General features: G+C 60.1%; 19 protein-coding genes and 1 pseudogene. 10 read left to right on the plus strand and 10 right to left on the minus strand.

What is annotated here, in order from left to right; all coding sequences use genetic code 11:
• The first annotated feature begins 510 nt into the window (after nt 1-510).
• Genes MHY87_RS15310 through MHY87_RS15325 form a run of 4 tightly spaced genes read left to right on the plus strand, consistent with a single transcriptional unit; the run spans nt 511 to nt 3,466 of the window.
• Entirely contained in the window at nt 511-1,458 is a 948-nt protein-coding gene (locus MHY87_RS15310; protein ID WP_239353195.1) for a toll/interleukin-1 receptor domain-containing protein, read from the plus strand.
• Nucleotides 1,459-1,515: 57 nt separating this feature from the next.
• Nucleotides 1,516-2,442: a hypothetical protein gene (locus MHY87_RS15315; protein ID WP_239353197.1), complete on the plus strand. Its 927-nt coding sequence runs from the start codon at nt 1,516-1,518 to the stop codon at nt 2,440-2,442.
• 45 nt (nt 2,443-2,487) lie between these two features.
• Nucleotides 2,488-2,949, plus strand: a complete 462-nt coding sequence (locus MHY87_RS15320) for a DUF1801 domain-containing protein (protein WP_370644951.1) — start codon at nt 2,488-2,490, stop codon at nt 2,947-2,949.
• 4 nt (nt 2,950-2,953) lie between these two features.
• Entirely contained in the window at nt 2,954-3,466 is a 513-nt protein-coding gene (locus MHY87_RS15325) for an NADPH-dependent FMN reductase (protein ID WP_239353199.1), read from the plus strand.
• Nucleotides 3,467-3,485: 19 nt separating this feature from the next.
• Here MHY87_RS15325 and MHY87_RS15330 read toward each other — a convergent pair whose 3' ends face one another.
• Nucleotides 3,486-3,956, minus strand: coding sequence for an isoprenylcysteine carboxylmethyltransferase family protein (locus MHY87_RS15330; RefSeq protein WP_239353201.1), 471 nt, complete (start codon nt 3,954-3,956; stop codon nt 3,486-3,488).
• Between the two features lie 410 nt (nt 3,957-4,366).
• On the opposite strand from MHY87_RS15330, the gene MHY87_RS15335 reads away from it, so the two are divergent.
• The gene (locus MHY87_RS15335; protein ID WP_239353203.1) at nt 4,367-4,717 is read left to right on the plus strand and encodes a hypothetical protein; all 351 of its coding nucleotides are present in this window, start codon (nt 4,367-4,369) and stop codon (nt 4,715-4,717) included.
• Nucleotides 4,718-5,355: 638 nt separating this feature from the next.
• Here MHY87_RS15335 and MHY87_RS15340 read toward each other — a convergent pair.
• Complete coding sequence (locus tag MHY87_RS15340; protein ID WP_239353205.1) at nt 5,356-6,252, minus strand: DMT family transporter; 897 nt, start codon at nt 6,250-6,252, stop codon at nt 5,356-5,358.
• 278 nt (nt 6,253-6,530) lie between these two features.
• Here MHY87_RS15340 and MHY87_RS15345 point away from each other — a divergent pair, with 278 nt between their 5' ends.
• Nucleotides 6,531-7,007, plus strand: coding sequence for a cupin domain-containing protein (locus MHY87_RS15345; protein ID WP_239353206.1), 477 nt, complete (start codon nt 6,531-6,533; stop codon nt 7,005-7,007).
• 68 nt (nt 7,008-7,075) lie between these two features.
• Here the strand turns inward: MHY87_RS15345 and MHY87_RS15350 are convergent, their stop codons facing one another.
• The 7 genes and pseudogenes from MHY87_RS15350 to MHY87_RS15380 all read right to left on the minus strand — a co-directional run bounded on the left by MHY87_RS15350 (nt 7,076) and on the right by MHY87_RS15380 (nt 14,660).
• Nucleotides 7,076-7,417 carry a phasin family protein gene (locus MHY87_RS15350; protein ID WP_239353208.1) on the minus strand — a complete coding sequence of 114 codons (342 nt, stop codon included), beginning with the start codon at nt 7,415-7,417 and terminating at the stop codon, nt 7,076-7,078.
• A 51-nt stretch (nt 7,418-7,468) separates the two neighbouring features.
• Nucleotides 7,469-8,275, minus strand: coding sequence for an enoyl-ACP reductase FabI (gene fabI / locus MHY87_RS15355; RefSeq protein WP_239353210.1), 807 nt, complete (start codon nt 8,273-8,275; stop codon nt 7,469-7,471).
• On the minus strand, nt 8,272-10,611 hold the full coding sequence (locus MHY87_RS15360; RefSeq protein WP_239353315.1) for a DUF3141 domain-containing protein: 2,340 nt from the start codon (nt 10,609-10,611) through the stop codon (nt 8,272-8,274). The genes fabI and MHY87_RS15360 overlap by 4 nt, the downstream gene beginning before the upstream one ends.
• 101 nt (nt 10,612-10,712) lie before the next feature.
• Nucleotides 10,713-11,222 carry a hypothetical protein gene (locus tag MHY87_RS15365; protein WP_239353211.1) on the minus strand — a complete coding sequence of 170 codons (510 nt, stop codon included), beginning with the start codon at nt 11,220-11,222 and terminating at the stop codon, nt 10,713-10,715.
• A gap of 17 nt (nt 11,223-11,239) precedes the next feature.
• Nucleotides 11,240-12,448 (minus strand): acetate/propionate family kinase, encoded by a 1,209-nt coding sequence (locus tag MHY87_RS15370; protein WP_239353212.1) that lies wholly within the window; start codon nt 12,446-12,448, stop codon nt 11,240-11,242.
• Nucleotides 12,449-12,451: 3 nt separating this feature from the next.
• A pseudogene (locus tag MHY87_RS15375) lies at nt 12,452-13,519 on the minus strand (phosphate acetyltransferase); the annotation flags it as partial.
• A gap of 109 nt (nt 13,520-13,628) precedes the next feature.
• Complete coding sequence (locus tag MHY87_RS15380; RefSeq protein ID WP_239353214.1) at nt 13,629-14,660, minus strand: AraC family transcriptional regulator; 1,032 nt, start codon at nt 14,658-14,660, stop codon at nt 13,629-13,631.
• Between the two features lie 368 nt (nt 14,661-15,028).
• Here MHY87_RS15380 and MHY87_RS15385 point away from each other — a divergent pair, with 368 nt between their 5' ends.
• A complete protein-coding gene (locus tag MHY87_RS15385) occupies nt 15,029-15,886 on the plus strand; it encodes a GNAT family N-acetyltransferase (protein WP_239353215.1) in 858 nt (285 codons plus the stop codon).
• Nucleotides 15,887-16,223: 337 nt separating this feature from the next.
• Entirely contained in the window at nt 16,224-17,267 is a 1,044-nt protein-coding gene (locus MHY87_RS15390) for a DUF2778 domain-containing protein (protein WP_239353216.1), read from the plus strand.
• Here the strand turns inward: MHY87_RS15390 and MHY87_RS15395 are convergent.
• On the minus strand, nt 17,264-18,259 hold the full coding sequence (locus MHY87_RS15395) for an SDR family oxidoreductase (protein ID WP_304611132.1): 996 nt from the start codon (nt 18,257-18,259) through the stop codon (nt 17,264-17,266). The two genes, MHY87_RS15390 and MHY87_RS15395, sit on opposite strands and share 4 nt — an antisense overlap.
• 85 nt (nt 18,260-18,344) lie before the next feature.
• Here MHY87_RS15395 and MHY87_RS15400 point away from each other — a divergent pair, with 85 nt between their 5' ends.
• Nucleotides 18,345-19,049, plus strand: a complete 705-nt coding sequence (locus MHY87_RS15400; protein ID WP_239353218.1) for a glutathione S-transferase N-terminal domain-containing protein — start codon at nt 18,345-18,347, stop codon at nt 19,047-19,049.
• Between the two features lie 360 nt (nt 19,050-19,409).
• A complete protein-coding gene (locus MHY87_RS15405) occupies nt 19,410-20,414 on the plus strand; it encodes a phasin family protein (protein ID WP_239353219.1) in 1,005 nt (334 codons plus the stop codon).
• Nucleotides 20,415-20,418: the final 4 nt, after the last annotated feature.

The following is a 20,418-nucleotide window of genomic DNA, read 5'->3' on the forward strand; positions in this document are numbered from 1 at the left end:
CCAGAAATCAGTCTGCGAGGGGAAGTACGCCGCAGGTGCGGCAGAATTCGAGGCTCCAGAGTGCTGACAAACTATAGGGTACAAAGTTGGAAGCTTGCGGCACATAGGAATATATATTCGTTACATTGCAAACACTTACACCTGCTCCAGCGGCATCCTTTGGGGTCTTCCACAGCCATGCGCTTCCGGGGTTTTTGCTAGCCAAAGAACAAATGATGAATCAATTATCGCTTTAGGTTGCAAGTCGCAATATATACAACTCATAAGCTGGTGAGAGAGCAAACTCAATGTCCATGCGCATTCGATACTACTGCCGAAACTGTGGCCATAAATTTGAGGTCACAATCCTCACAGATGAAGAAGTTCGTGAAGCTCAGCGTCGAGGTAAGTCCGTTGGGCAGGCGCACTGCCCTCAATGTAATCGGATCGACCTTGAGAAGGATCGGTAACCTCCTGGGCTCGTCATTCGACGAGCCCTTTACGCACCCCTGAGCAGATTAGGAGAGCAGTTTGTCGACCGTATTCTTCTCTTACTCGCATAAAGATGAAGATCTTCGTGACCGCCTTGAGGTTCACCTCGCAATGCTTAAGCGGCAGGGTCTTATCGATGCTTGGCATGATAGGCGCATTGCCGTTGGCAGCGATCTCGATAACAGCATACGCTCTGAATTAGAAAAGGCAGAGGTAATCCTGCTCCTAGTTTCACCTGACTTCCTAGCGTCCGACTATTGCTATGATATTGAAGTGACGCGCGCGATGGAGCGTCATGTTGCTGGCGAGGCGAGAGTAATTCCTATCATACTACGCCATTGCGAATGGAAGTCTGCCCCGTTCGGAAAGCTACTTGCAGCACCCAAAGACGGAAAGCCAATCAATACATGGACTGACTTAGATGAGGCATTCCTTGATGTTGTGCAGAAAATCAAAACCGCTCTTCCAAAGGCTAAGCCTTCACTTGTTACACCACACCGTGAGCAGATGAGTACAAAGTCCATCTCTCATGGAGCGCGTTCTAGCAACCTGCGTCTTGCTAAGACCTTTACAGAAGCGGACAAAGACCGCTTCTTGGATGAAGGATTTTCCTTCATGGCGAAGTTTTTCGAAAACTCATTGCAGCAACTGCAAGAGCGAAATGAGGGTATAGAAACAACCTTCAAGCAGATTGATGCGAACCGTTTTACAGCGGTGATCTACCGTCATGGAAAGTCTCTCTCGCGGTGTAAAATCCAGCTGGGCGGACGGTTTGAAACAGGCATCACATTTTCTTCAAACGATCGCATTGATGACGGGAGCTATAATGAGAGCCTTGATGTAGAGGCGGATGACCAAGGTCTCTACTTCAAAGCCTCTGGTATGTGGAGTTGGGGTGAGCAGCCTAAACGACACCTGACTTATGAAGGAGCTGCTGAGTACTTTTGGTCCATGCTTATGAGACCCATACAGGATCGGCAGCAGTAGGTTCAACAAATGTGGCTGGGCTTAGCCAGCCTTTCTTTTCAATGGGACGCACCGGCTATGAGCGATGGAAAAGAAGGCGGCAAGACAGATTGCGTTGTGCATGATCACCCTGTGCCACCGGAGGAGATGGCACGTTACAGCCCTGTCCGTGACCCGGATGCTGAGCAGGATATCGCGCGATACGTTGAGCTAGAAACAGAACAAGACGTTAAACACGTTGAAAAGGTCAAAGAAGAGTACGTTCTAGGCGCGAAATATGAGATCTGGGATGTTGTGACGGATGAGGACCGCTGGTGGGTAATTACTAATCTAACAAATTTATACTCACAAAAGCACTTTCCTAGCCTTGACTATACACTGTCATTTCACATCGGCTTGATGATGAGGCTAAGGTCACGCTCTTCATCAGAAGAAGAGAGTGACTACGAGCCATTTGAGGAGCTTCATCGTCGTCAACAGCAGGCTCATAATCGACATGAGCGCGCAATTGAGCCTGAGGAGTTTCAAGCTATCGGCTTGATGCTTAGGGAATGCCTACTCTCTCTAATTGCTGCACTGCGCCGTCACGTCTTGGTACCTCATGATGTGGAACATCCTAAAAACGCAGACTTTGTCGGTTGGTTTGAACTCCTAATGAATATTCTGTGCCCAGGTTCTTCGAACAAGCAGTTGCGGCACTACATAAAAGCTCTCGGAAAAGAGACTTGGCAGCTTGCAAATTGGCTAGCGCATGACCGCGATGCGAATTCAGCAGCATCATCGATCTGTATACACTCATGCGATACCCTCTTAGGTCATGCCATTCAGCTTACAGTACGAAATAGAACAGGAGATATTGACGCTTGTCCACGCTGCAAATCGAGAGACATAAGAAGCCATTATGATCGGTATATCGGTCCTGATGGAGACTATTACTCGACATGCGGCTCATGTGGCTGGTCAGATCACCCTGAAACACACGCTAAGGATAGCAATGTCGAATAGTAATCAGCCAAATTCCCGATCAATGCGCCTCCGCGCAAAACAACCGTGACAAAATCCACGGCAACCATGCAGATGCCAGCACCCGCCTCTCAGCAGGGACCACCCCCTCCCTCCCAACTCATCGACGCGAAAATCGCGGAGCTGAAGGATTGGCGCGGTGCGACGCTGGCGAAGGTTCGGGCGCTCATCAGGCAGGCCGATCCTGACGTGGTCGAGGAGGTGAAATGGCGCGGGGTTCCTGTGTGGGAGCATGCGGGGATCATCTGCACCGGCGAGACGTATAAGAGCGCCGTGAAGCTGACCTTTCTCAAGGGCGCTGCGCTGGAGGACCCGGCGGGGCTTTTCAATGCCAGCTTAGAGGGCAATGCGCGCCGCGCTATCGATCTTCATGAAGGCGCGGTGATCGATGAGGAGGCGTTCAAGGCGCTCATCCGCGCCGCTGTCGCGCTCAATATGTCCAAGGCGGCTAAGCCGAAGAAGAGCCCATCGACGGGACATAAGATTTAAGCCCATGCACCTCCTCGCCCTGTCCGGCAGCCTGCGCGCGGGCTCGTTCAACACCAGCGCCTTGCGCGCGCTGCAAAAGCTCGCGCCGGGGGGTGTCGCGGTTGAGTTCTACGAGGGCATCGGTGCCCTGCCCCATTTCAATCCCGATGTGGAGATGAGCGCGCTGCCGGAGAGCGTCGCGGATTTGCGGTGGCAGGTGGCGGCAGCGGATGGCGTAGTGATCGCCTGTCCCGAATATGCCCATGGGATTCCGGGCGCGTTCAAGAACGCGCTCGATTGGCTCGTCGGCTGCGAGAATTTTCCCGGCAAGCCGGTGATGCTCATCAACACCGCGCCCCGCGCCTCTCATGCGCAGGCGCAGCTGGCGGAGATCCTCAAGACCATGTCCGCACGAATGGTGCCTGAGGCCGGCGTGACCGTCGATCTGCGCGAGGCCGATGCCATGAGCACCTTGCAAGCCGGGCTCGCGGCTTTCGTCGATGCATGCAGGCAGGCTGCGGGGATGGCTCTCGGTTGAGCGTGATGCTGCGGGCGCACTACAGCCAGCGCCGGACGCGGGTGCGGTAGTTGCGATAGACCTCGCCGAACTTGCGTTCGAGATAGGCTTCCTCGCGCGCTACGACGCCATAGCGGATGACGAGCGCAAACGGCACCAGCATCAACAGCAACCAGAGATCGTTGAACGCGATACTTAAAGCCACCAACCCTAAGAACATGCCGAGATAGATGGGATTGCGCGTGAAGCGGTAAGGCCCGCTCTCGACGATGGCGGTGGTGGGCCGGTTCGTCGGGACGTTGGAACCGGCCCCGGTCATCGTCCTGATGGCCCAGGCTGCCAGCGCCAGTGCGGCAACGAAGATGATCGTGCCGATCAAGCCCGCAGGCCAATCGTCCGGCACAAACGGCAGGGCTGCTACCCAGTTGAGCGCAAGCCCGGCCAAGATGGCGAGCCCCCATGCGACCGGCGGATGGATGAGGACGTGAGCATTGTCCGTTGTGTCAGCCATGGCGCCGATCTCCTGTCCGTGTCCGCGCCCCCTCGCCGCCCCGTCATCCCAGAGCTTAAGCAGCAGGCGTGATCATCAGCAGGATAAGCCGCCTGAACCTCTCCTGTCATTCCCGCGCAGGCGCGCTTGAGAGGTTGCACGGGGAGCGTGGCGATCCATAAACTCCAGCTTTGAGAACACGTGGGAAGCGTCACGCTTCAATCGATCGCTCTCGCGATTCCGGATCTCCACCTGCCTGGTCTGACAGAAGGTGCGCGGGCGCGATGCCATGGCAGGATCATCCCTTTTGAGACAATTGGCCAACCTCAGGTTTCGCATCCTGACAATGGATAAAATTCATGGCCAAGCTGGAACGGTACGGATCGGGCGCACGTTGGGACCGCTACTGAGATTGTTGAAGGAGTTCTCAGATGCGTCTTATTCAAACCGGTCCTCTCGCCGCTGCTCTTGCCGTCGGCATCAGTGCGACGGCATCCGCCCAATCCGTGGAAATCCGCACGCGGACCTCGTCCGATCACATGCTGCACGATGACGACGTGAGAACCACGCGCGTCGTTCGTGAGCGCCGCGTGGTGCGCGAGCCTTCCACCACGTCGACCGTCACCACCACCCGTCGCGGCGCATCCTATTATGCTCCCGGTCAGGTGAAGAAGCGCGTCACCGTCCGCTCGGCCCGCGAGTTCGCTCCCGGCCATCGCATGCATGACGATGACGGGGTGAGCACGACGGTCGTGCGCCGCCGCGTTCACACCATCGACTGATTTTAGTGAAGCGTCGAACGAGAAAGGCAGGGCCTGTGCCCTGCCTTTTGACGTTCCGCCATCGTCATCCCGGGGCCGCGCAGCAGAACCCGGGATCGCAGGACGAGAATGGCGCAAATCCCCTCTCCCGAGTGGGTGAGGGGCAGGGGTGAGGAAGCGCCCTTGCCGGAGAGGACATGCCCTCACCCGGAGCTGCGCTCCGACCTCTCCCGCTCGGGAGAGGTATTCCCGTGCTTTACTCGGCTGACGATCCCGGCTCGGCTGCGCCGTCCGGGATGACGGGAGGTGGACAGGGAGGACGCCTTGGTCGGATGCAAATGTTCTTCTTTTGTTCTTGACAAGGTTCCTAACCTTGGCTATAGGTTGTGTGTCCCGGCTCAACGAGGGGCGCGCTCGCGAGGCGTCGTGATTGTCGGAGCCGGGAGCGGTCCTGTGTCAGGTTTCGCAAGCCTGTCGGCGGGAGGCCCATCGTTGAAAGACACGGTGTACGCCTAAAAGAACCGTGCGCGAGGAGCCGTCGGGTTCTTCTCTCACTCACAGCATCGAGCCGGACGCCTCCTCGCGCCTCCCTCGACCCCATCACCTTCGGACCGCACCGGTCGCGAGGTCATTCTCCCATGCCTTTGAGATTTTGCGCTTCAGCGAAAGCGGCCCCACAGCACGCTGGCAAGCGGCATCATGTGGTTGCGCCTGAGCGCGATGATCAGGACGCCGCACAGGGCCAATCCCGTTCCGAGCGCCATGCGGGCGTCGAAATGATCGCCCGTGATGACGATGCCCATCCCCACCGTCATCAGCGGATTCATGATCAGCAGAGGCGCGATCAGGTTGGCGGGATATTTGCCGATCAGGCCGTAATAGATCGTGTGGGCGACGAGCGACACGATGAGGGCGGAAAACAGAAGAGCCGCCACGAAGGGCCATCCGGCCTGCGTGGCCCGGGTGAGCTGCCCGGTCTCGAGGCCCGCCGTCAGGAACACGAGAGGCAGGACGGAGGCGAGCCCGATCCAGGCTTGGAACTGCATGGGCTTCACGCCCTTGATCTGCTTCATCATCACGGCGGCGAGCGATCCGGCGGCGGCTCCGAGCAGGATCAGGAGAAGGCCGGCCGAGAGAGGAAACCCGCTCGACGGGTCCCACATGACGAGCATGCCGCCGATGAAGGTGATCGCAATGCCGAGCCCCCTCCTCCAGTGGATCCTCTCGCCGAGCATGGCCACGGAGAGCAGCGTCGTGATCGGCAGCCCGAGCTGGCCTACGATCGAGGCGCTGGACGGGCTCGCCGTCCTGATGCCGAGAAAGAACAGGGCAAAGCCACCGCCGCCCATGAGGAAGCCGACCACCAGCATGCGCCACGTGGGCTTCGGGGCGGGCAGCAGCCACGGCAGGGTCACGAGGCCCACAATGCCGAAGCGGATCGCCGCGTAGAACAGCGGCGGGATCTCCATCCCTGACACGACGAGCTTGCTGACGACCGTATGCGCCGCCCACACGAAGCAGACGAAGAGCATCAGGAGGAAATCACGAAAGGCCATGGTTTGAGATAACTTAAGCCGTTGCCGCACTACAAATGTCGAGAGCGTGGGGCTGGTATGCCGTCCCATGCGGAACGATCTCCTACCGGAATTGGCTCACGGCCGTAAGTAGGCTTTCCGCTCTAGGTCGGAGACCGGGAAGGTGCGCCACGGCACGCGCTTTCCTTGCGCTTCCTTGACTTGCGCGTCGGAGAGGCAGAGCCTTTCCTTCGCGGCGGATGCTTTCTCGCCGCCCGCGTTTGCGTCCGCCTGATCAACCCTTTTTCCGGGAGGTCGGAATGCAGTCGTCCACGATTAAGGCCGCCCTATGCGGCTCGGCCCTTCTTCTTTCTCTCACCCCCGCCCTCGCCCAGCAGCAGCAGCACACCATGGTCAATGCCGCCGACGTGACCTGGAAAGATGGTCCTCCTTCCCTGCCCAAAGGCGCGCAGATGTCGGTGCTCTACGGGGACCCGTCGAAGGACGGCATCTTCATGATGCGCCTGAAGCTCCCGGCGAACTACAAGATCCCGCCGCACACCCACGCGGTCGATGAGGTCGTCACCGTCGTCGACGGCGAGTTCAATCTCGGTATGGGGCCGCAATTCGACGCCGCGAAGACCAAAGCCATCACGACAGGCGGCGTGATCGCCATGGCGCCGGGCACGCAGCATTATGTGCAGATCAACCAGGAGACCGTCGTGCAGTTGAGCACGCGAGGCCCCTGGAGCATCGCCTACGTGAATCCGGCGGACGATCCGCGCAAGTCGCAATAGGCTGGTCGCTTCCGGCTGCGCGGCCCTCGCCCTTCTCCAGGCTCAGGCCGGCCTCGGCCTGGGCCCGCTCACCTTCCTGTCCGCGCCCCGCCGTTCGCGTATTTGGTGCAGATGGTCATGAGCTTGGTCATCTCGGCATTGTAGTCGCGCAGGGTCTCCTCGAGCCAGCGCGTCTGAATCGCCGCCGCGTCCGTCGGAGTCTTGCAGGCCATTATCTCGCGGGTGGTCTCGCCGTCCTTTTCAAGACGCATCGACACGAAGCCCATCATCTCGCGCTGGCATTCGGCAGCTGCGCTGAACCACGTTTCCGTGGCGACTGCCAACGCGCGGCTGCCTTCACCTGACAGGGCAAGCTCATGGGTGCTGCGCATCGCATCCGATAGCCGGGACGTCTTCGACATACTGGTCATGGATCGCTCTCCTTCGTTCCAAGACGTTGTCCGCCAAGCCCAAGGATAGCCTCAGGCCATGATGCTGAGCCCGCCATCCACGTAAGTGGTGGTTCCGGTGAGCCGCCGCGCGAAGGGTGTCGTCAGATAGGCGGCTGTGAGGCCGACATCGTCGATGTCGACAAGCTCGCCGATGGGGGCCCGCTCGACGGCTTCGGTGAGAAGCACGTCGAAATCCTTCAGGCCGGAGGCCGCGCGGGTTTTCAGCGGGCCGGGCGAGACGGCATGAACCCGGATGTGCCTGTCGCCCAACTCGTAGGCGAGATAGCGGACGGCGCTCTCCAGCGCCGCCTTCACCGGGCCCATGAGGTTGTAGTTCGGCACCACCTTGTTGGCGCCGTGATAGCTCATCGCCAGAAGGGTTCCGCCTTCGCTCATCAGGGGCTCGGCCAGCCGCGCCATGCGGATGAAGGAATGGCAGGAAATGTCCATCGCCACCTTGAATCCCTCGTCGGAACTGTCGAGAAGACGCCCCTGCAGATCCTCCTTCGGCGCGAAGGCGATGGAGTGCAGCGCGATGTCGAGGCTGCCCCAGGTCTCGCGGATCTGCCGGAAGACGTCTTCGAGCTCTCCGCTGCGCCCGACATCGCAGGGTGCGACAATCGAAGCACCAAGCTCCTTGGCGAGAGGCTCCACATAAGGTCGAGCCTTCTCGTTGAGGTAGGTCACCGCGAGATCCGCGCCGAGCTGGCGGAAGACCCGCGCACAGCCATAGGCAATCGAATGCTCGTTGGCGATGCCGATGATGAGGGCGCGCTTGCCGTGCAGAACCTTCGATTGAAGGGCGACATTGGTCCGTTCGGCCGATTGATCGTTCATGGACTTGCCTTCGTGCGTCGATGGTCGCGCGGGCGGCGGGGAGCGCTTGGCCTCGGCCTCGGCACTGCCCCAGTGATGTTCTCCGGCAGCGTCACCGTAATCGGCCCGGCCTTAGCCTCGCCACCAATTTCTTCCTCGGAGAGAAGCCGCCTGATCTCAGCCATCACATCAATCTGTTTGGCATTGGGCTCGATCTGGCTCTCGAGTCGGTCGAGCAAGGTGAGCAGCCCGCGCCGATCCGCCGCCGTCCGCAGAAGCTTCGGCAATGCCCTGAGCGCCTTTTCCGGCTCGAAGTCGACAATGTAGGACTGCTCGCGAATGATCGCGCGGGCGGCTTCTGCAGGCATGTCAACGAGACCGATGTCCTTGCCCACGAGGTCCCGCGCTCGCTTCATGGCCGAAAGCCGCCGTCGTCCGGTGCCTGCTTTCATCAAGAGAAGCGCCGTGCGGACGATGGCCCGTGTCGGGTCACCGTCGTCAATATGCGCCAAAGCCTCCTTCACAACCGGAGCGCCTCGCACGTCGATGGGCTCATCCGCTATGGCTCCCTTGTCATCGGCCGCCATGCCAACGCTGGCCGAACCGTAAATGCGAAAGAATGTGTTCTCTACCGCCGCATCGCGCAAATCACGATAGAGACCCCACGTGGCCGATGTCGCGGCTGCGGTCCAGCGCTCCATCATGGCCATGGGGCCATCACCTTTGGCGGGCACCCGGTTCGCCCTCGCCATGTCCGCCATGCCCTGCAGCGGCCACAGAAACGGGTTCAGATCCGACACCGCCCAGCGCTGCGCCCGTTGCGGATGCATGGCCCGCCGCACGGCCGCTCCTGTCGGCGTCACGACCGACGAAACGAGAGGATGGACAAAGGTTTCATAGGCGGCTGCGAGTGTCTCGGATGTGGCCTCGACCGCCTTGAACGGCAGCTCGTCCTTGCGACCGTATTTCTGCAGAACCTGAAGCTCCTCGACCCGGCGCTCGGTCAGCAGCACGTCGTAGCGCACGCTGCCATTCGCCTTGTGCTCCTCGACCTGCATGCCGTAGAGGCCCGGTGGGAGATGCTCGATATACTCGATCAGATCGACGATCTGCGTGTGCTCCCGCTTGGCAACGGCACCGGACACGAAGATGCCGAGGTGGCCGACGCTCTTGTGCATCAGGCCGACGATGACTTGCCCGTTCGCCTTGAGGGCTTCCGTGGTCGGATAGAGATCCGCGACCCAATTGAACGCCTGCTGTGGAGGCGTGATGTTGTCGCCAAGCGACGCGAACAGAATGATGGGCGACTGGATCGCCCGCAGATCGAAGGCGCGTCCTTCGGACCATTCCGCATCACCATCCGCGAGGTTATTGCCCACGAACAGGTTCTCGACGATCCATTTGATCTCCTGCCGGTCCATCAGGAAGAAGCCGCCCCACCAGCGCTCGAATTCGAGGAAGCGTTCCGGTTCGGTGTCGATCTTCGAGAAAAGCGTGTAGTACTTGTCGAAATAGGTGTTGGCCGGGTTGAGATACTCGAAGTTCTCGACGAGATGGGCGCCGTCGAACCTGTCGGCGCCGAGATCGCTGGCGAGAAGCGCAGGCCAGGTTCCACCGAGAATACCGCCTGCATAGCGCATGGGATTTTCGCCGTCGTTGCCGGCCCAGTAAGACATCGGCGCGCCGTTGATCACGATGGGGCCGACGAGGTCCGGTTCGAGTGCGCCGACGAGCATCGAGGCCCAGCCCCCCTGGCAGTTGCCAATCACCACCGGCTTACGGGTCTTCGGGTGACGCTCGCCGACGATACGCAGGAACTCGGCCTCGGCGCGGGAGACATCCGCAAGCGTTTGTCCGGGCACCGGCTCCGGGAAGAAGATGACGAAATAGACCGGATGGCCCGCCTTGAGCGCCACACCCACCTGCGAGTCCTGCTTGAACCCGCCGATCCCTGGCCCGTGCCCTGCGCGCGGGTCGATGATGACGAAAGGCCGCCGTTCGGGATCGGTCTCGACGCCCTTTGGCGGAGTGATGCGCACAAGGGCATAGTTCGCAGGGCGTTCGAAGATGCGTGCGTCCGCGATCATCTCCCAGTCGAAATCCAGCAGAGGCGGCTTGCCGGCCTTCTCGTGCTCGATCCAGTTGTTGCCACGCTGCCGCAGCGTGTCCCAGAACAGGATGGATCGTTGAGTGAAGTCGAGCCAGTAGGAACTGGCGTCGCGCCAAAGATCCAACGGAGACATCCGATCCATGGGCCTGTCGCTCCATGCATCACTCGCCGCCCGCATCGCCTCAAGATAGCGCTGCATGGCCTTGGCATAACGCTCCTGATAGACCTCTGTGACCTTCACATGCATGCGGCCCAGTTCTGTCAACCGCGTATCCAAGTCCTGCCGCTCAGGTTCGAGAACCGGCTCGTTTCTTAGCATTGGTCTGATCCGTCCATACAAGGTTGGGATTATGTTTTCGTATCACCCCACTTGAGGAAGAAGCCGACATCGCCCGGCAGCCCGCCCGGCCATTCGATGATCAGAGCGCTCAACCTGAAGCCCGCGGGCCGGAGCTGGTCACGCCACAATTCGTAGGCCTGGCGCGGGCGCCCGGTGAGCGTGTCGGGCCATCCCGGATCGGAATTGTTGATCGCGCGGCCATGGTCCGTGCACAGCGCATTGGGAAAGCGCATGACCATTAGCTCGTTCTGGCCGCGCTCCGCCGCCGACCGCAGCTTCGAGCGCAGCGGCTGCAAGATCTCCTGCAATGCCTCCGGCGTGAGGTCTATGGGTGTGGCCATGCGCTTGATCAGGTCCTGGCGGGCCTTCTCGGCGCGATCCATGCCATCGACCGACTTCATGGCCTTCGCCATCTGCATTTCGGTCATGTAGTTGCGTAGGTCATCCGCCGACATGAACGTCTCGACCGCAAGGCTCTCTTGAGCCTTCTCATCCGGTTTACTCTTAAGCGTTTCCATGACACCGACCTCCCTGTTCATGATGCGAGTTTGGCTTGAACGGCATCGAGCACGCTGCGCGTCTGCCGGGCGATCACCAGTTCTTCATTGGTGGGAATGACCCATGCCGTGGGCCCTGATCCGGCCGAGATGCGCGGTCCGCCTGTCCGATTAGCAGCTTCATCGATGGTGAGACCGGCCCATGCGAGGCCTGCGATCACCTCGGCGCGGGTCGCCACGTCGTTCTCACCGATCCCAGCGGTGAACACGAGTCCGTCGAGGCCGCCAAGCGCAGCAACGAGGGAGCCGATCTCGCGCGTAATACGGTAGACGAACATGTCGATGGCGCGCTTGGCATCGGCATTCGTCGCTGCCTTCGACCGCAGCGTCCGCATATCGTTCGAGATTCCGGAGACTCCGAGAAGTCCGGACTTGGTATAGAGCATGCGCTCAGCCTCTTCGGGAGAGAGCTTCATCTCGCGCAGCATATAAAAGACGACACCGGCATCGATGGCGCCGCAACGGGTGCCCATGGGCAGGCCGTCGAGGGCGGAAAAACCCATGGTTGTCGCGATGCTGGTTCCGTCATTCAAGGCACAGAGGCTCGCGCCGTTCCCGAGATGGGCGACTATGACCCGCCCCTCCGCGAGGCGAGGATCGTAGTCCTTTAGGACTGACGCGATGTAATCGTAGGAAAGGCCATGGAACCCGTAGCGGCGCACACCTCGCTCGCGCATATCGCGTGGCAGGGCGAACAGGCTCGCGATGTCGGACTGCGTCTGATGAAAGCCAGTATCGAAGCAGGCAACCTGAGGCATGCCCGGAAGCCTTCGCTGGACGATCTTGATCGGTTCGAGATTGTGCGGCTGATGCAGCGGCGCGAGCGGCACCAGTTTCTCAAGTTCCTGAATGACGGCCTCGTCGATCAATGTCGGCGCGGCAAAGGCCCCACCGCCATGAACGACCCGGTGTCCGATGGCCGCAAGCTTGCGGTTCTCCTGATGGGAGCGCAGCCACGATATGAGATGCATCAGCGCTTCCTCATGCCCGATGCCGTCGCCGGAACTCCATGTCATCTCATCGAGGGGCGTGCCGCCCGTGTCCTTAACGATGAAATGGACAGCACCTCCAAGACCCTCGTAGAACCCCTTCCAGACGAGCCGAGGTTCCATGCCATCGAACATGTCGTAGACCTGGAACTTGAGGCTCGAAGAGCCCGCGTTCAGAACGATGAGGACGGGAGTCATGCTTTAGACCTCCGGCATGGCGAGCTGCTTGCGTTGTGCATCGGCAACGAGAGACGCGACTGCACATGAGGCCAGCCGGGTGATGGTCGAGTCGGCCCGGCTCGTGAGGATCACAGGAACGCGCGCGCCGAGCACGATTCCCGCCGCATCCGCATCGGCCAGGAAAGTCAGGCTCTTGGCGAGCATGTTGCCGGCTTCGAGATCGGGCACCACCAGGACATTGGCCTGCCCAGCGACCGGGGATTGGATCTTCTTGATCTTGGCCGCGCCGAGATCGATGGCATTGTCGAGTGCGAGTGGACCATCAACGATCCCACCGGTGATTTGCCCGCGATCGGCCATTTTGCAGAGCGCCGCGGCCTCGATGGTCGAGGGCACCTTCGGGTTCACGGTCTCCATCGCCGACAAGATCGCCACGCGCACCGGATCGACCCGCAAGGCGCGAGCGAGGTCGATGGCGTTTTGAACGATGTGGACCTTGTCCTCCAGCGTCGGCGCGATGTTGACCGCCGCGTCGGTAATGATAAGCGCCGTCTCATGGTCAGGAACATCCATGACGAAGCAATGGCTGATCCGGCGCGCAGTCCTGAGGCCGCCTTCGCGGCGGACGATGGCACCCATGAGCTCATCGGTGTGCAGGCTGCCCTTCATCAATGCCTCGGCCTGCCCGGATTTCACGAGATCGACCGCCGCATCCGCCGCCGCATGGCTGTGCGGAGCATCAACGATCCGCATATTGGACATATCCCCACCAAGAGATTCCGCAGCTGCCATGATCTTGGTCTGCGGCCCGACGAGGATCGGCTCGATCAGGCCGAGTTCCGCCGCCTCGAGAACCGCGCCCAGGGAAGCCGCATCGCATGGATGAACCACGGCAACCTTCAGCTTCGGCAGAGATCGTGCGACCGCAACCAGCCGGTCGTATTTGTCATGCCGTCGCTGAGATGCATCTTGAGCTGAAACCGCAACCGTCATCATGGCCTCCTCGCCGTACACACGATGGGCTGTTGTCATTGGCACCGGGCGCGAAGAGACCTGCGGGTACGGGATTTTAACCCAAACTCGCGCTTGCTTCGGCTGGTTTTCCTGCCGAGAGAATTATGACCTCTTCGAGCCCTGCTGCTTGACCCGTTGAGCCATCGAATTGACAGTTTCGGACAGGCAACGATGCGCGGATATGTCACCCATGATGGCCGTCGCATCGCCAATTCGTTGGTGTCTGGCCCGACCAGCGGCGGAAGGCCCGCGTAAAAGCGCTTGCTTCGGAATAGCCGAGAGCAGCCGCGATTTGCGCAAGCGGCACCTCGGTATCCTGCAGCAATTGCCGAGCGATCTCGAACCGGATCTCGTTGGTGAGGGCTCTGTAACCCATCCCCCCATTCTTCAAGCGGCGGCTCAGAGTACGGCGGTGCATCGCCAGGAGCTCAGCTATGTCATCCGCCGTACATCGATGATGCGTCAATCGCGTGCGCAACAAACGCCGGATATCGTCGGAGAATTCTGAAACCTCGGTGCCTTTCAGCTGCTGGATGCGCTCCTCCAGCAGAACACGCACCATGGGATCCGCACCACAAATGCGCAGCTTCAGATCCTGGACCGGAAAGACGATGGAAGCACTCTCCTGATTAAACCGCACGGGCGCCCGGAAATGACGCCGGTACGGCTCCTGATCCGCCGGGCGTGTCCGAGCCAGCAGCACCTCTGTCGGATTCCAACCGGAGCCCGACAGAGTGCGTAAAGCATTGACTGCGACTGCGATCGCCCCGTCCGAAATTTGATCCGCGCTCTCGCTCTCGAGCTGATAGATCGAAAAGGTGAACAATGCCGTATCGCCGATGAGCGTGAGCGACGGAACGGCCCCCTTGTTCTGGATACAGAGATTCGTCACGAGGGCATGCAGGGCGTCACCCACCGTTTCCGAGTGCAGCATGAGCCGCCCGACGATACCGAGCGACAGGATCGTAGCGCGCCGACCCACGAGGAATCCGAAATGAGGGCAGTTGGTGTGGGCGACACTCAAGGTGAGCAACCGGCCCAGGGCGGCATGCGGGATGACACTCGTCTCATCGTCGAAAAGACATGGATCGAGCCCGGCCTCCCGTATGAGCGGATCGGGATCGATACCGAAATCGCGCAAGGCAGGCACGATTTCCTTGGCAACACCAAGATGGATATAGCCCGACGGCAGAGCACGCCCTACTCCCGCCAACATAGTCGGCGGAATCGCTATCGGTCTCTTGCTCCCCACGATTTTTGACGTTGTTGTTTTGGACACAAGTTCGATGTTGTTCACCATCGTCAGGGTCCCTCGTCAGGTTTTGGAAGTTCCCATGCCGCGTGATCTATGACCGCGCGGCAGACACAAGGACTTTGATCGCATCACATTAACTTAGGTAAATGGGAATTTAGGCTATTTCACGGATTTGCCGCACCCTTTCCGCTCGCATGGCAGGCCCCTTTCCTCGCTTAATGCGCAGGCCAATCACAGCCAGGATGCGCCTCTGTGTACTGCCGTTCCAAGTGTGATATTGAAACATTTCCGCCCTTGCTGGCGACTCGCATTGATTGGAGATGAACCTGATGCCCCTCCCCGCTGGCGTGGTCAGCCGCCCTGCCCTCGCGTTCACAACGGATGCTCTCGCCGAGATCATGACCGCCTGCTTCGAGGCATATGTGGTACCCATGACGATGACCGGCGAGGCCTTCAATGGACGCTTCCGGCGGGAGAACCTCGACCTTCAGGCAAGCCGCGTTTTCGTGGAAGGCGAGCATCCGGTGGCGCTCGTTCTCGTCGTACGCAGGGGGTGGACAGCGCGGATCGGGGCTATGGGCATAGTCACCGACTTCCGCGGAAAAGGTCTTGGACGCGCGGCCCTGCAGTCGGTGATGGAGGATCTGCGTAAAGCAGGCGACCGCCGCCTGCTGCTGGAAGTGATCGCCTCTAACGAGCCCGCCGTGCGCCTCTACAAAAGCCTCGGCTTCAAAGTCCGACGAAATCTTGTCGGTTATCGCCGCCCGGCAGGATCGATCAACCCGGCGGATGTAACCGACCTCGTTGAGGTAGATCCGCTCACCGTCGCCCGCATCGTCGCGGCGGAAGGTGCGCCCGACCTACCCTGGTTCATGGCGCCGGAAACACTGGCGGCTTGTACCGCACCTGCTCGTGGGCTGGCGCTTTCGAAAGAGGCCTTCGCCATCGTCGAACCGGCCCCTCAGCCTAATCTTTTAAGCCTGCGCACCCTTGTCGTCGCACGCCATGCGCGAGGGCGCGGCTTGGGGCGCAGGATGATCACATCGCTCGCAGCCGCCCATCCGCAGCAGGACCTAGTGATCTCCGCCAACTTTCCGGAAGAACTCGCGGCAGGATTCATCACGCGCATGGGTTTCGAGCGCACGCCCATCGGCCAGTTCGAGATGGACCTAGACCTCACAGCCTAAGCTTTTCGCCGAGGAAAAACTCAACTCTGCAGCCAATGTATCTACGCGTAATCCCTGCGGTTAACATGTCTCGTCAGGGTCCGCTGGTTTGCCCAGGCGGGGCGTTTCTTCGCCCTCTTGAAGGCCCCGCCATCCGATTATTCATGTTTTAACCAAACCGTCGTTCAATGGGCCGGTGTGAAAGTGTTCTTTCGTGCATGGTAAATCCTGCAACCCGGGACCGGCTGTTTAAGCTGGGACATACCGTGCGCGGCTGAGTTGTTGCGTAGAGTTCGCCATGGTGCATTACCGCTATCCGTCACGCCGCGTCCGGCGGAAAAGCCGGCGCAGTTTTTTCATGACGGCCGCCCTCGTGGCGATCTCCATGAGCCCCGTCGCCTTCTTCGCGAAGCTGCAGGTTCAGGACGCACCTCCCAGGATTGAAGTTTCAGCGAGAACGGCAAGCCCCACGCCCACACAGGCTCCGGTCATAGCGGTTGCATCCGACGATGGTGATTGGTCTCCGGTCGAGCCTACGCTCAGCATGAAGGCGGAAGCGCTCGCCTTCGCGCGTAACGCGCCGCTCGCGACGAATTTCAGGCCCTTCAACGCTCCGCGCGCCGTTGCCAATGCCGGGAAGCCTGCCGCCCCGACAATGCAAGACAATGCCCCGCCCGCATCTGAGCCTCAGATTGCACAAGCTCCGATACCGTTGCCCGTACCGCGGCCTGCCGAATTCCGGATTGCAAGTGCCCCTGAACCTACAAAACTCGAGACGCCGAGAGCAGCACGCACACGGATCACTGCTCCCATGACGGTTGCCGCTGCGCCGAGCGCGCCAGACAGCAGCCCATCCTTCTTCGAGAAGTTCTTCGGCATCAAACCCGCGACGCCGCCTGAATCCGCTCTCGGTTATGCCGCGCTGAATACAGGCAGCATCGCGCCGAGTAGCCGTTTCAATGCCGTCCCCATGGCAGGCGACAAGACGGCTGTCTATGACATCAGCGCCCAGGTCGTCATCATGCCCAACGGCGAACGGCTGGAGGCTCATTCCGGTCTTGGCGACAAGATGGATGATCCTCGTTACGTCAATGTGCGCATGAAGGGCGCAACGCCGCCTGGAACCTACGTTCTCACCGAGCGCGAAGCCTTATTCCATGGCGTCCGCGCCATCCGCATGAACCCGGTGGGTGGCAGCGCTGCCATCTATGGGCGCGATGGTATTCTCGCCCACACCTACATGCTCGGACCGAACGGGGACTCGAATGGCTGCGTGTCGTTCAAGGATTACAACCGGTTCCTGCAGGCTTTCCTCAGGGGCGAAGTCAACCGCATGATCGTGACTGCAGGCAGCAAGCAGGACCTCCTACCGCGCGTCGTCTCTCGGGGCCGGTCGTCCTAAGGATGCCCGCTGCCACCGGCTGCACCATAAATCTGGCCGGTCGCATAGCTCGCATCGGAGGCAGCGAGCTGCACATAGATCGAGGCCAGCTCCGCCGGCTGACCCGGACGCCCCATCGGCGTGTCGCCGCCGAATTGCTGCAGCTTTTCCTGTGTGGCACCGCCGCTGACCTGTAGCGGCGTCCAGATCGGCCCCGGCGCGACGCCATTCACACGAATACCTTTGGGTCCGAGCTGCTTGGCGAGCGACTTGGTGAAGTTCATCATCGCCGCCTTGGTCATGGCGTAATCGATCAAGTTCTCGGACGGATCGTAGGCCTGCTCCGAAGTGGTCTGGATGATCGCCGATCCAGGCTTCAGATGCGGCAGCGCCGCCTTGGTGAGCCAGAACATGGCATAGATGCTCGTTTTCATCGTCGCGTCGAAATCATCGCTCGTGATGTCGAGAAGCGATTGCCGTTGTTGCTGACGCGCGGCGTTGTTGACGAGAATGTCGAGCCCGCCGAGTTCGCGCACGGCGTCTGCGACGATACTCTGGCAAAGAGCTTCGTCCCGAATGTCGCCTGGCAGCGCCACGGCCTTTCGGCCCTCTTTCTCAATGAGCGCAATCACCTCTTGGGCATCCGGCTCTTCGCTGGGATAATAACTGATCGCCACATCCGCGCCTTCGCGGGCATAGGCGATTGCGGCCGCACGTCCCATGCCGGAATCGCCTCCTGTGATCAGCGCCTTGCGCCCCTGCAACCGGCCCGAGCCCTTGTAGCTCGTCTCGCCGTGATCGGGTCGCGGGTCCATTTGACCCGCGAGACCCGGCCAGGGCTGGCTTTGCGAGCGGAACGGAGGTTTGGGGTGCTTCGTGGTCGGATCTTCCATGGCGACACTCCTTGTATTCGCCGGTTGCGCAACGGCTTGGCCCGCTACTGAGGCCAGGCCAGCGGCCGCGCCGCCAACCATCTCACGCCGTGACATCGAACCGTCATCATGCCGAGCCATGCCGCTCCCTTTCCCAGAATCGGACGAGCCGTTAACAATTCAAGGAAGCCTGAGTTCAATCGCAGGCACGCCCCAGGAGCATTTCATGGCCGACCTCTCCGCCTTCCCAATCACCCGCCGCTGGCCCGCAGCCCATCCCGACCGGCTGCAGCTCTACTCACTGCCGACGCCCAACGGCGTGAAGGTCTCGATCATGCTGGAAGAGATCGGCCTGCCCTACGAGCCGCACACGATCAATATCGGCGCGAACGAGACCTGGACCGAGGAGTTCCTGTCGCTCAACCCCAATGGCAAGATCCCGGCCATCATCGATCCCAACGGTCCCGACGGGAAGCCGTTTGCCCTTTTCGAGTCCGGCGCGATCCTGCTCTATCTCGCTGAAAAGACCGGCAAGCTCCTGCCGAAGGATGCGAGCCAGCGCTATGAGACCATCCAATGGGTGTTCTTCCAGATGGCGGCGCTGGGTCCGATGTTCGGGCAGCTCGGCTTCTTCCACAAATTCGCGGGACGCGAGATCGAGGACAAACGTCCTCTTGAGCGCTATCGCGCAGAGTCGAAGCGTCTGCTCGGTGTGCTCGAGACGCGCCTCAAAGGCCATCAGTGGATCATGGGCGACGAATACACCATTGCCGACATCTCGATGCTCGGCTGGGTTCGCAATCTCGTCGGTTTTTACGGCGCAGGCGAACTCGTGGAATACGACACGCTCAAGAATGTTCCCGCCTGGCTGGAGCGCGGCCTTGCCCGCCCTGCCGTGCAGCGAGGCCTGGAGATACCGAAGCGTCCGTAAGTCAGCCTCGGAGTCTTTGCTGCTCTACCATGGGTTTAACTGAATCATTTCACGCGTGAGGGACATGCTTCCTCACGCATTTATGCATGACGAACGATCTTCGTTCAGCGCCCCAAAATTAACACAGATTAATCAAATCTATATCAACGTGCTCGCGTCCTAGTTACTCCGCATAGGAGAACACAGAGATCCTACTGTGTATTCAGGCGCCAGAGAAGCAGCCTAATCAGTGAGCATGATTGAAAGGCCTCCCCCAAGTCTTCAGCGGGGCGAGGCCTTGCGGCTTGTATGTTCGAGTTCAGTTGATAGTTCGCGTTCGAGTGAAATGACGAAAAACACTTTTCACAACAGCGAGGCACGATGCCCAATCACAGACGTTTCAGCCAGACACCGCCGGACAAGGCAAACGAGCTATTCGAGAAGCTCCTTGCAACATCCGATACCGCGGTCAAGACACGCGAGCGCCTCTTCGCCGATTTGAAGGAAGAGCTGGAGCTCCTTGCAAATCTTCAGGAGGAGCATCTCTTCCCAGTTCTAAGGCGGCGCGGGATGCAGGATCTCGTGCAGATGGCGGTCAACGACAATCAGGAAACTATCGCGCTCCTGGCGGAACTGGAGCGCATGCCGAAAAACGATGGCGACTTCCTCAACCGCGTCGCCCGGCTGAGGACCATCTTCCAGCAGCATATTCGGGATGACAGGAAAGAGCTTATTCCTGCTGTCCTCGAAGTCCTAAGCGATGAGGAAGTGGAGGCAGTCATCGAAAAGGTGGAGGAAAAGATGACAAGCATCGGCGAAACGAAGCGAGTTGAAGCCCAGAGCATGCGGGGTCAGGCCGAAGCGGCTCAACGCGTCGCCGAGGACTGGGCCGACACCATGCGCGCCGGCGCGGAAAGCGCTCAGACAATCGTTCAAACCATGCAGCAGGCCGTTGAGAACAGCTTCAACGCGTTCTCAGAATTGACGCGCCGCTCGACAGGACAAGCGATGCATCTCTTTGAGCGCCCCGATGGCGAGACTCATGCACTGACGACGGAGGCCTCGCAAAATCTCCGAGCAGCCGCACAATCCGGCACGACTTTGACACGCGGGCTTCAGGACGTCTCCCGCGAATGTCTCGAGCTGAGCCAGAAGCGAATGCAGCGGAACCTCGACGGCTTGGCTGCCCTCGCCCAATGCCGCTCCATGGCCGACCTTATGGCCGCACAAGCCGCGCTTATCCGGGACAATGTCGAGCTGACCATCGACAACAGCCGGCGCATTGCCGAACTCGCCATCCAGATGGCGGACGAAGCGTCTCGGAACGTGACGGTGCAGGTGGAGAAAGTCGAAAAGACTTTACACCGGGTCAACCGCGCCGCGTAAACCC

Origin of the sequence: Microvirga sp. ACRRW (genome assembly GCF_022346925.1) — a bacterium.
Taxonomy (GTDB): domain Bacteria; phylum Pseudomonadota; class Alphaproteobacteria; order Rhizobiales; family Beijerinckiaceae; genus Microvirga.

Excerpts from the sequence above, each read along its gene's own strand:
- MHY87_RS15315 (WP_239353197.1), top strand. The coding sequence starts at position 1,516 with ATGAGCGATGGAAAAGAAGGCGGCAAGACAGATTGCGTTGTGCATGAT.
- MHY87_RS15325 (WP_239353199.1), top strand. The coding sequence starts at position 2,954 with ATGCACCTCCTCGCCCTGTCCGGCAGCCTGCGCGCGGGCTCGTTCAAC.
- MHY87_RS15330 (WP_239353201.1), bottom strand. The coding sequence starts at position 3,956 with ATGGCTGACACAACGGACAATGCTCACGTCCTCATCCATCCGCCGGTC.
- MHY87_RS15335 (WP_239353203.1), top strand. The coding sequence starts at position 4,367 with ATGCGTCTTATTCAAACCGGTCCTCTCGCCGCTGCTCTTGCCGTCGGC.
- MHY87_RS15340 (WP_239353205.1), bottom strand. The coding sequence starts at position 6,252 with ATGGCCTTTCGTGATTTCCTCCTGATGCTCTTCGTCTGCTTCGTGTGG.
- MHY87_RS15345 (WP_239353206.1), top strand. The coding sequence starts at position 6,531 with ATGCAGTCGTCCACGATTAAGGCCGCCCTATGCGGCTCGGCCCTTCTT.
- MHY87_RS15350 (WP_239353208.1), bottom strand. The coding sequence starts at position 7,417 with ATGACCAGTATGTCGAAGACGTCCCGGCTATCGGATGCGATGCGCAGC.
- fabI (WP_239353210.1), bottom strand. The coding sequence starts at position 8,275 with ATGAACGATCAATCGGCCGAACGGACCAATGTCGCCCTTCAATCGAAG.
- MHY87_RS15360 (WP_239353315.1), bottom strand. The coding sequence starts at position 10,611 with ATGCATGTGAAGGTCACAGAGGTCTATCAGGAGCGTTATGCCAAGGCC.
- MHY87_RS15365 (WP_239353211.1), bottom strand. The coding sequence starts at position 11,222 with ATGGAAACGCTTAAGAGTAAACCGGATGAGAAGGCTCAAGAGAGCCTT.
- MHY87_RS15370 (WP_239353212.1), bottom strand. The coding sequence starts at position 12,448 with ATGACTCCCGTCCTCATCGTTCTGAACGCGGGCTCTTCGAGCCTCAAG.
- MHY87_RS15380 (WP_239353214.1), bottom strand. The coding sequence starts at position 14,660 with ATGTTGGCGGGAGTAGGGCGTGCTCTGCCGTCGGGCTATATCCATCTT.
- MHY87_RS15385 (WP_239353215.1), top strand. The coding sequence starts at position 15,029 with ATGCCCCTCCCCGCTGGCGTGGTCAGCCGCCCTGCCCTCGCGTTCACA.
- MHY87_RS15390 (WP_239353216.1), top strand. The coding sequence starts at position 16,224 with ATGACGGCCGCCCTCGTGGCGATCTCCATGAGCCCCGTCGCCTTCTTC.
- MHY87_RS15395 (WP_304611132.1), bottom strand. The coding sequence starts at position 18,259 with ATGGCTCGGCATGATGACGGTTCGATGTCACGGCGTGAGATGGTTGGC.
- MHY87_RS15400 (WP_239353218.1), top strand. The coding sequence starts at position 18,345 with ATGGCCGACCTCTCCGCCTTCCCAATCACCCGCCGCTGGCCCGCAGCC.
- MHY87_RS15405 (WP_239353219.1), top strand. The coding sequence starts at position 19,410 with ATGCCCAATCACAGACGTTTCAGCCAGACACCGCCGGACAAGGCAAAC.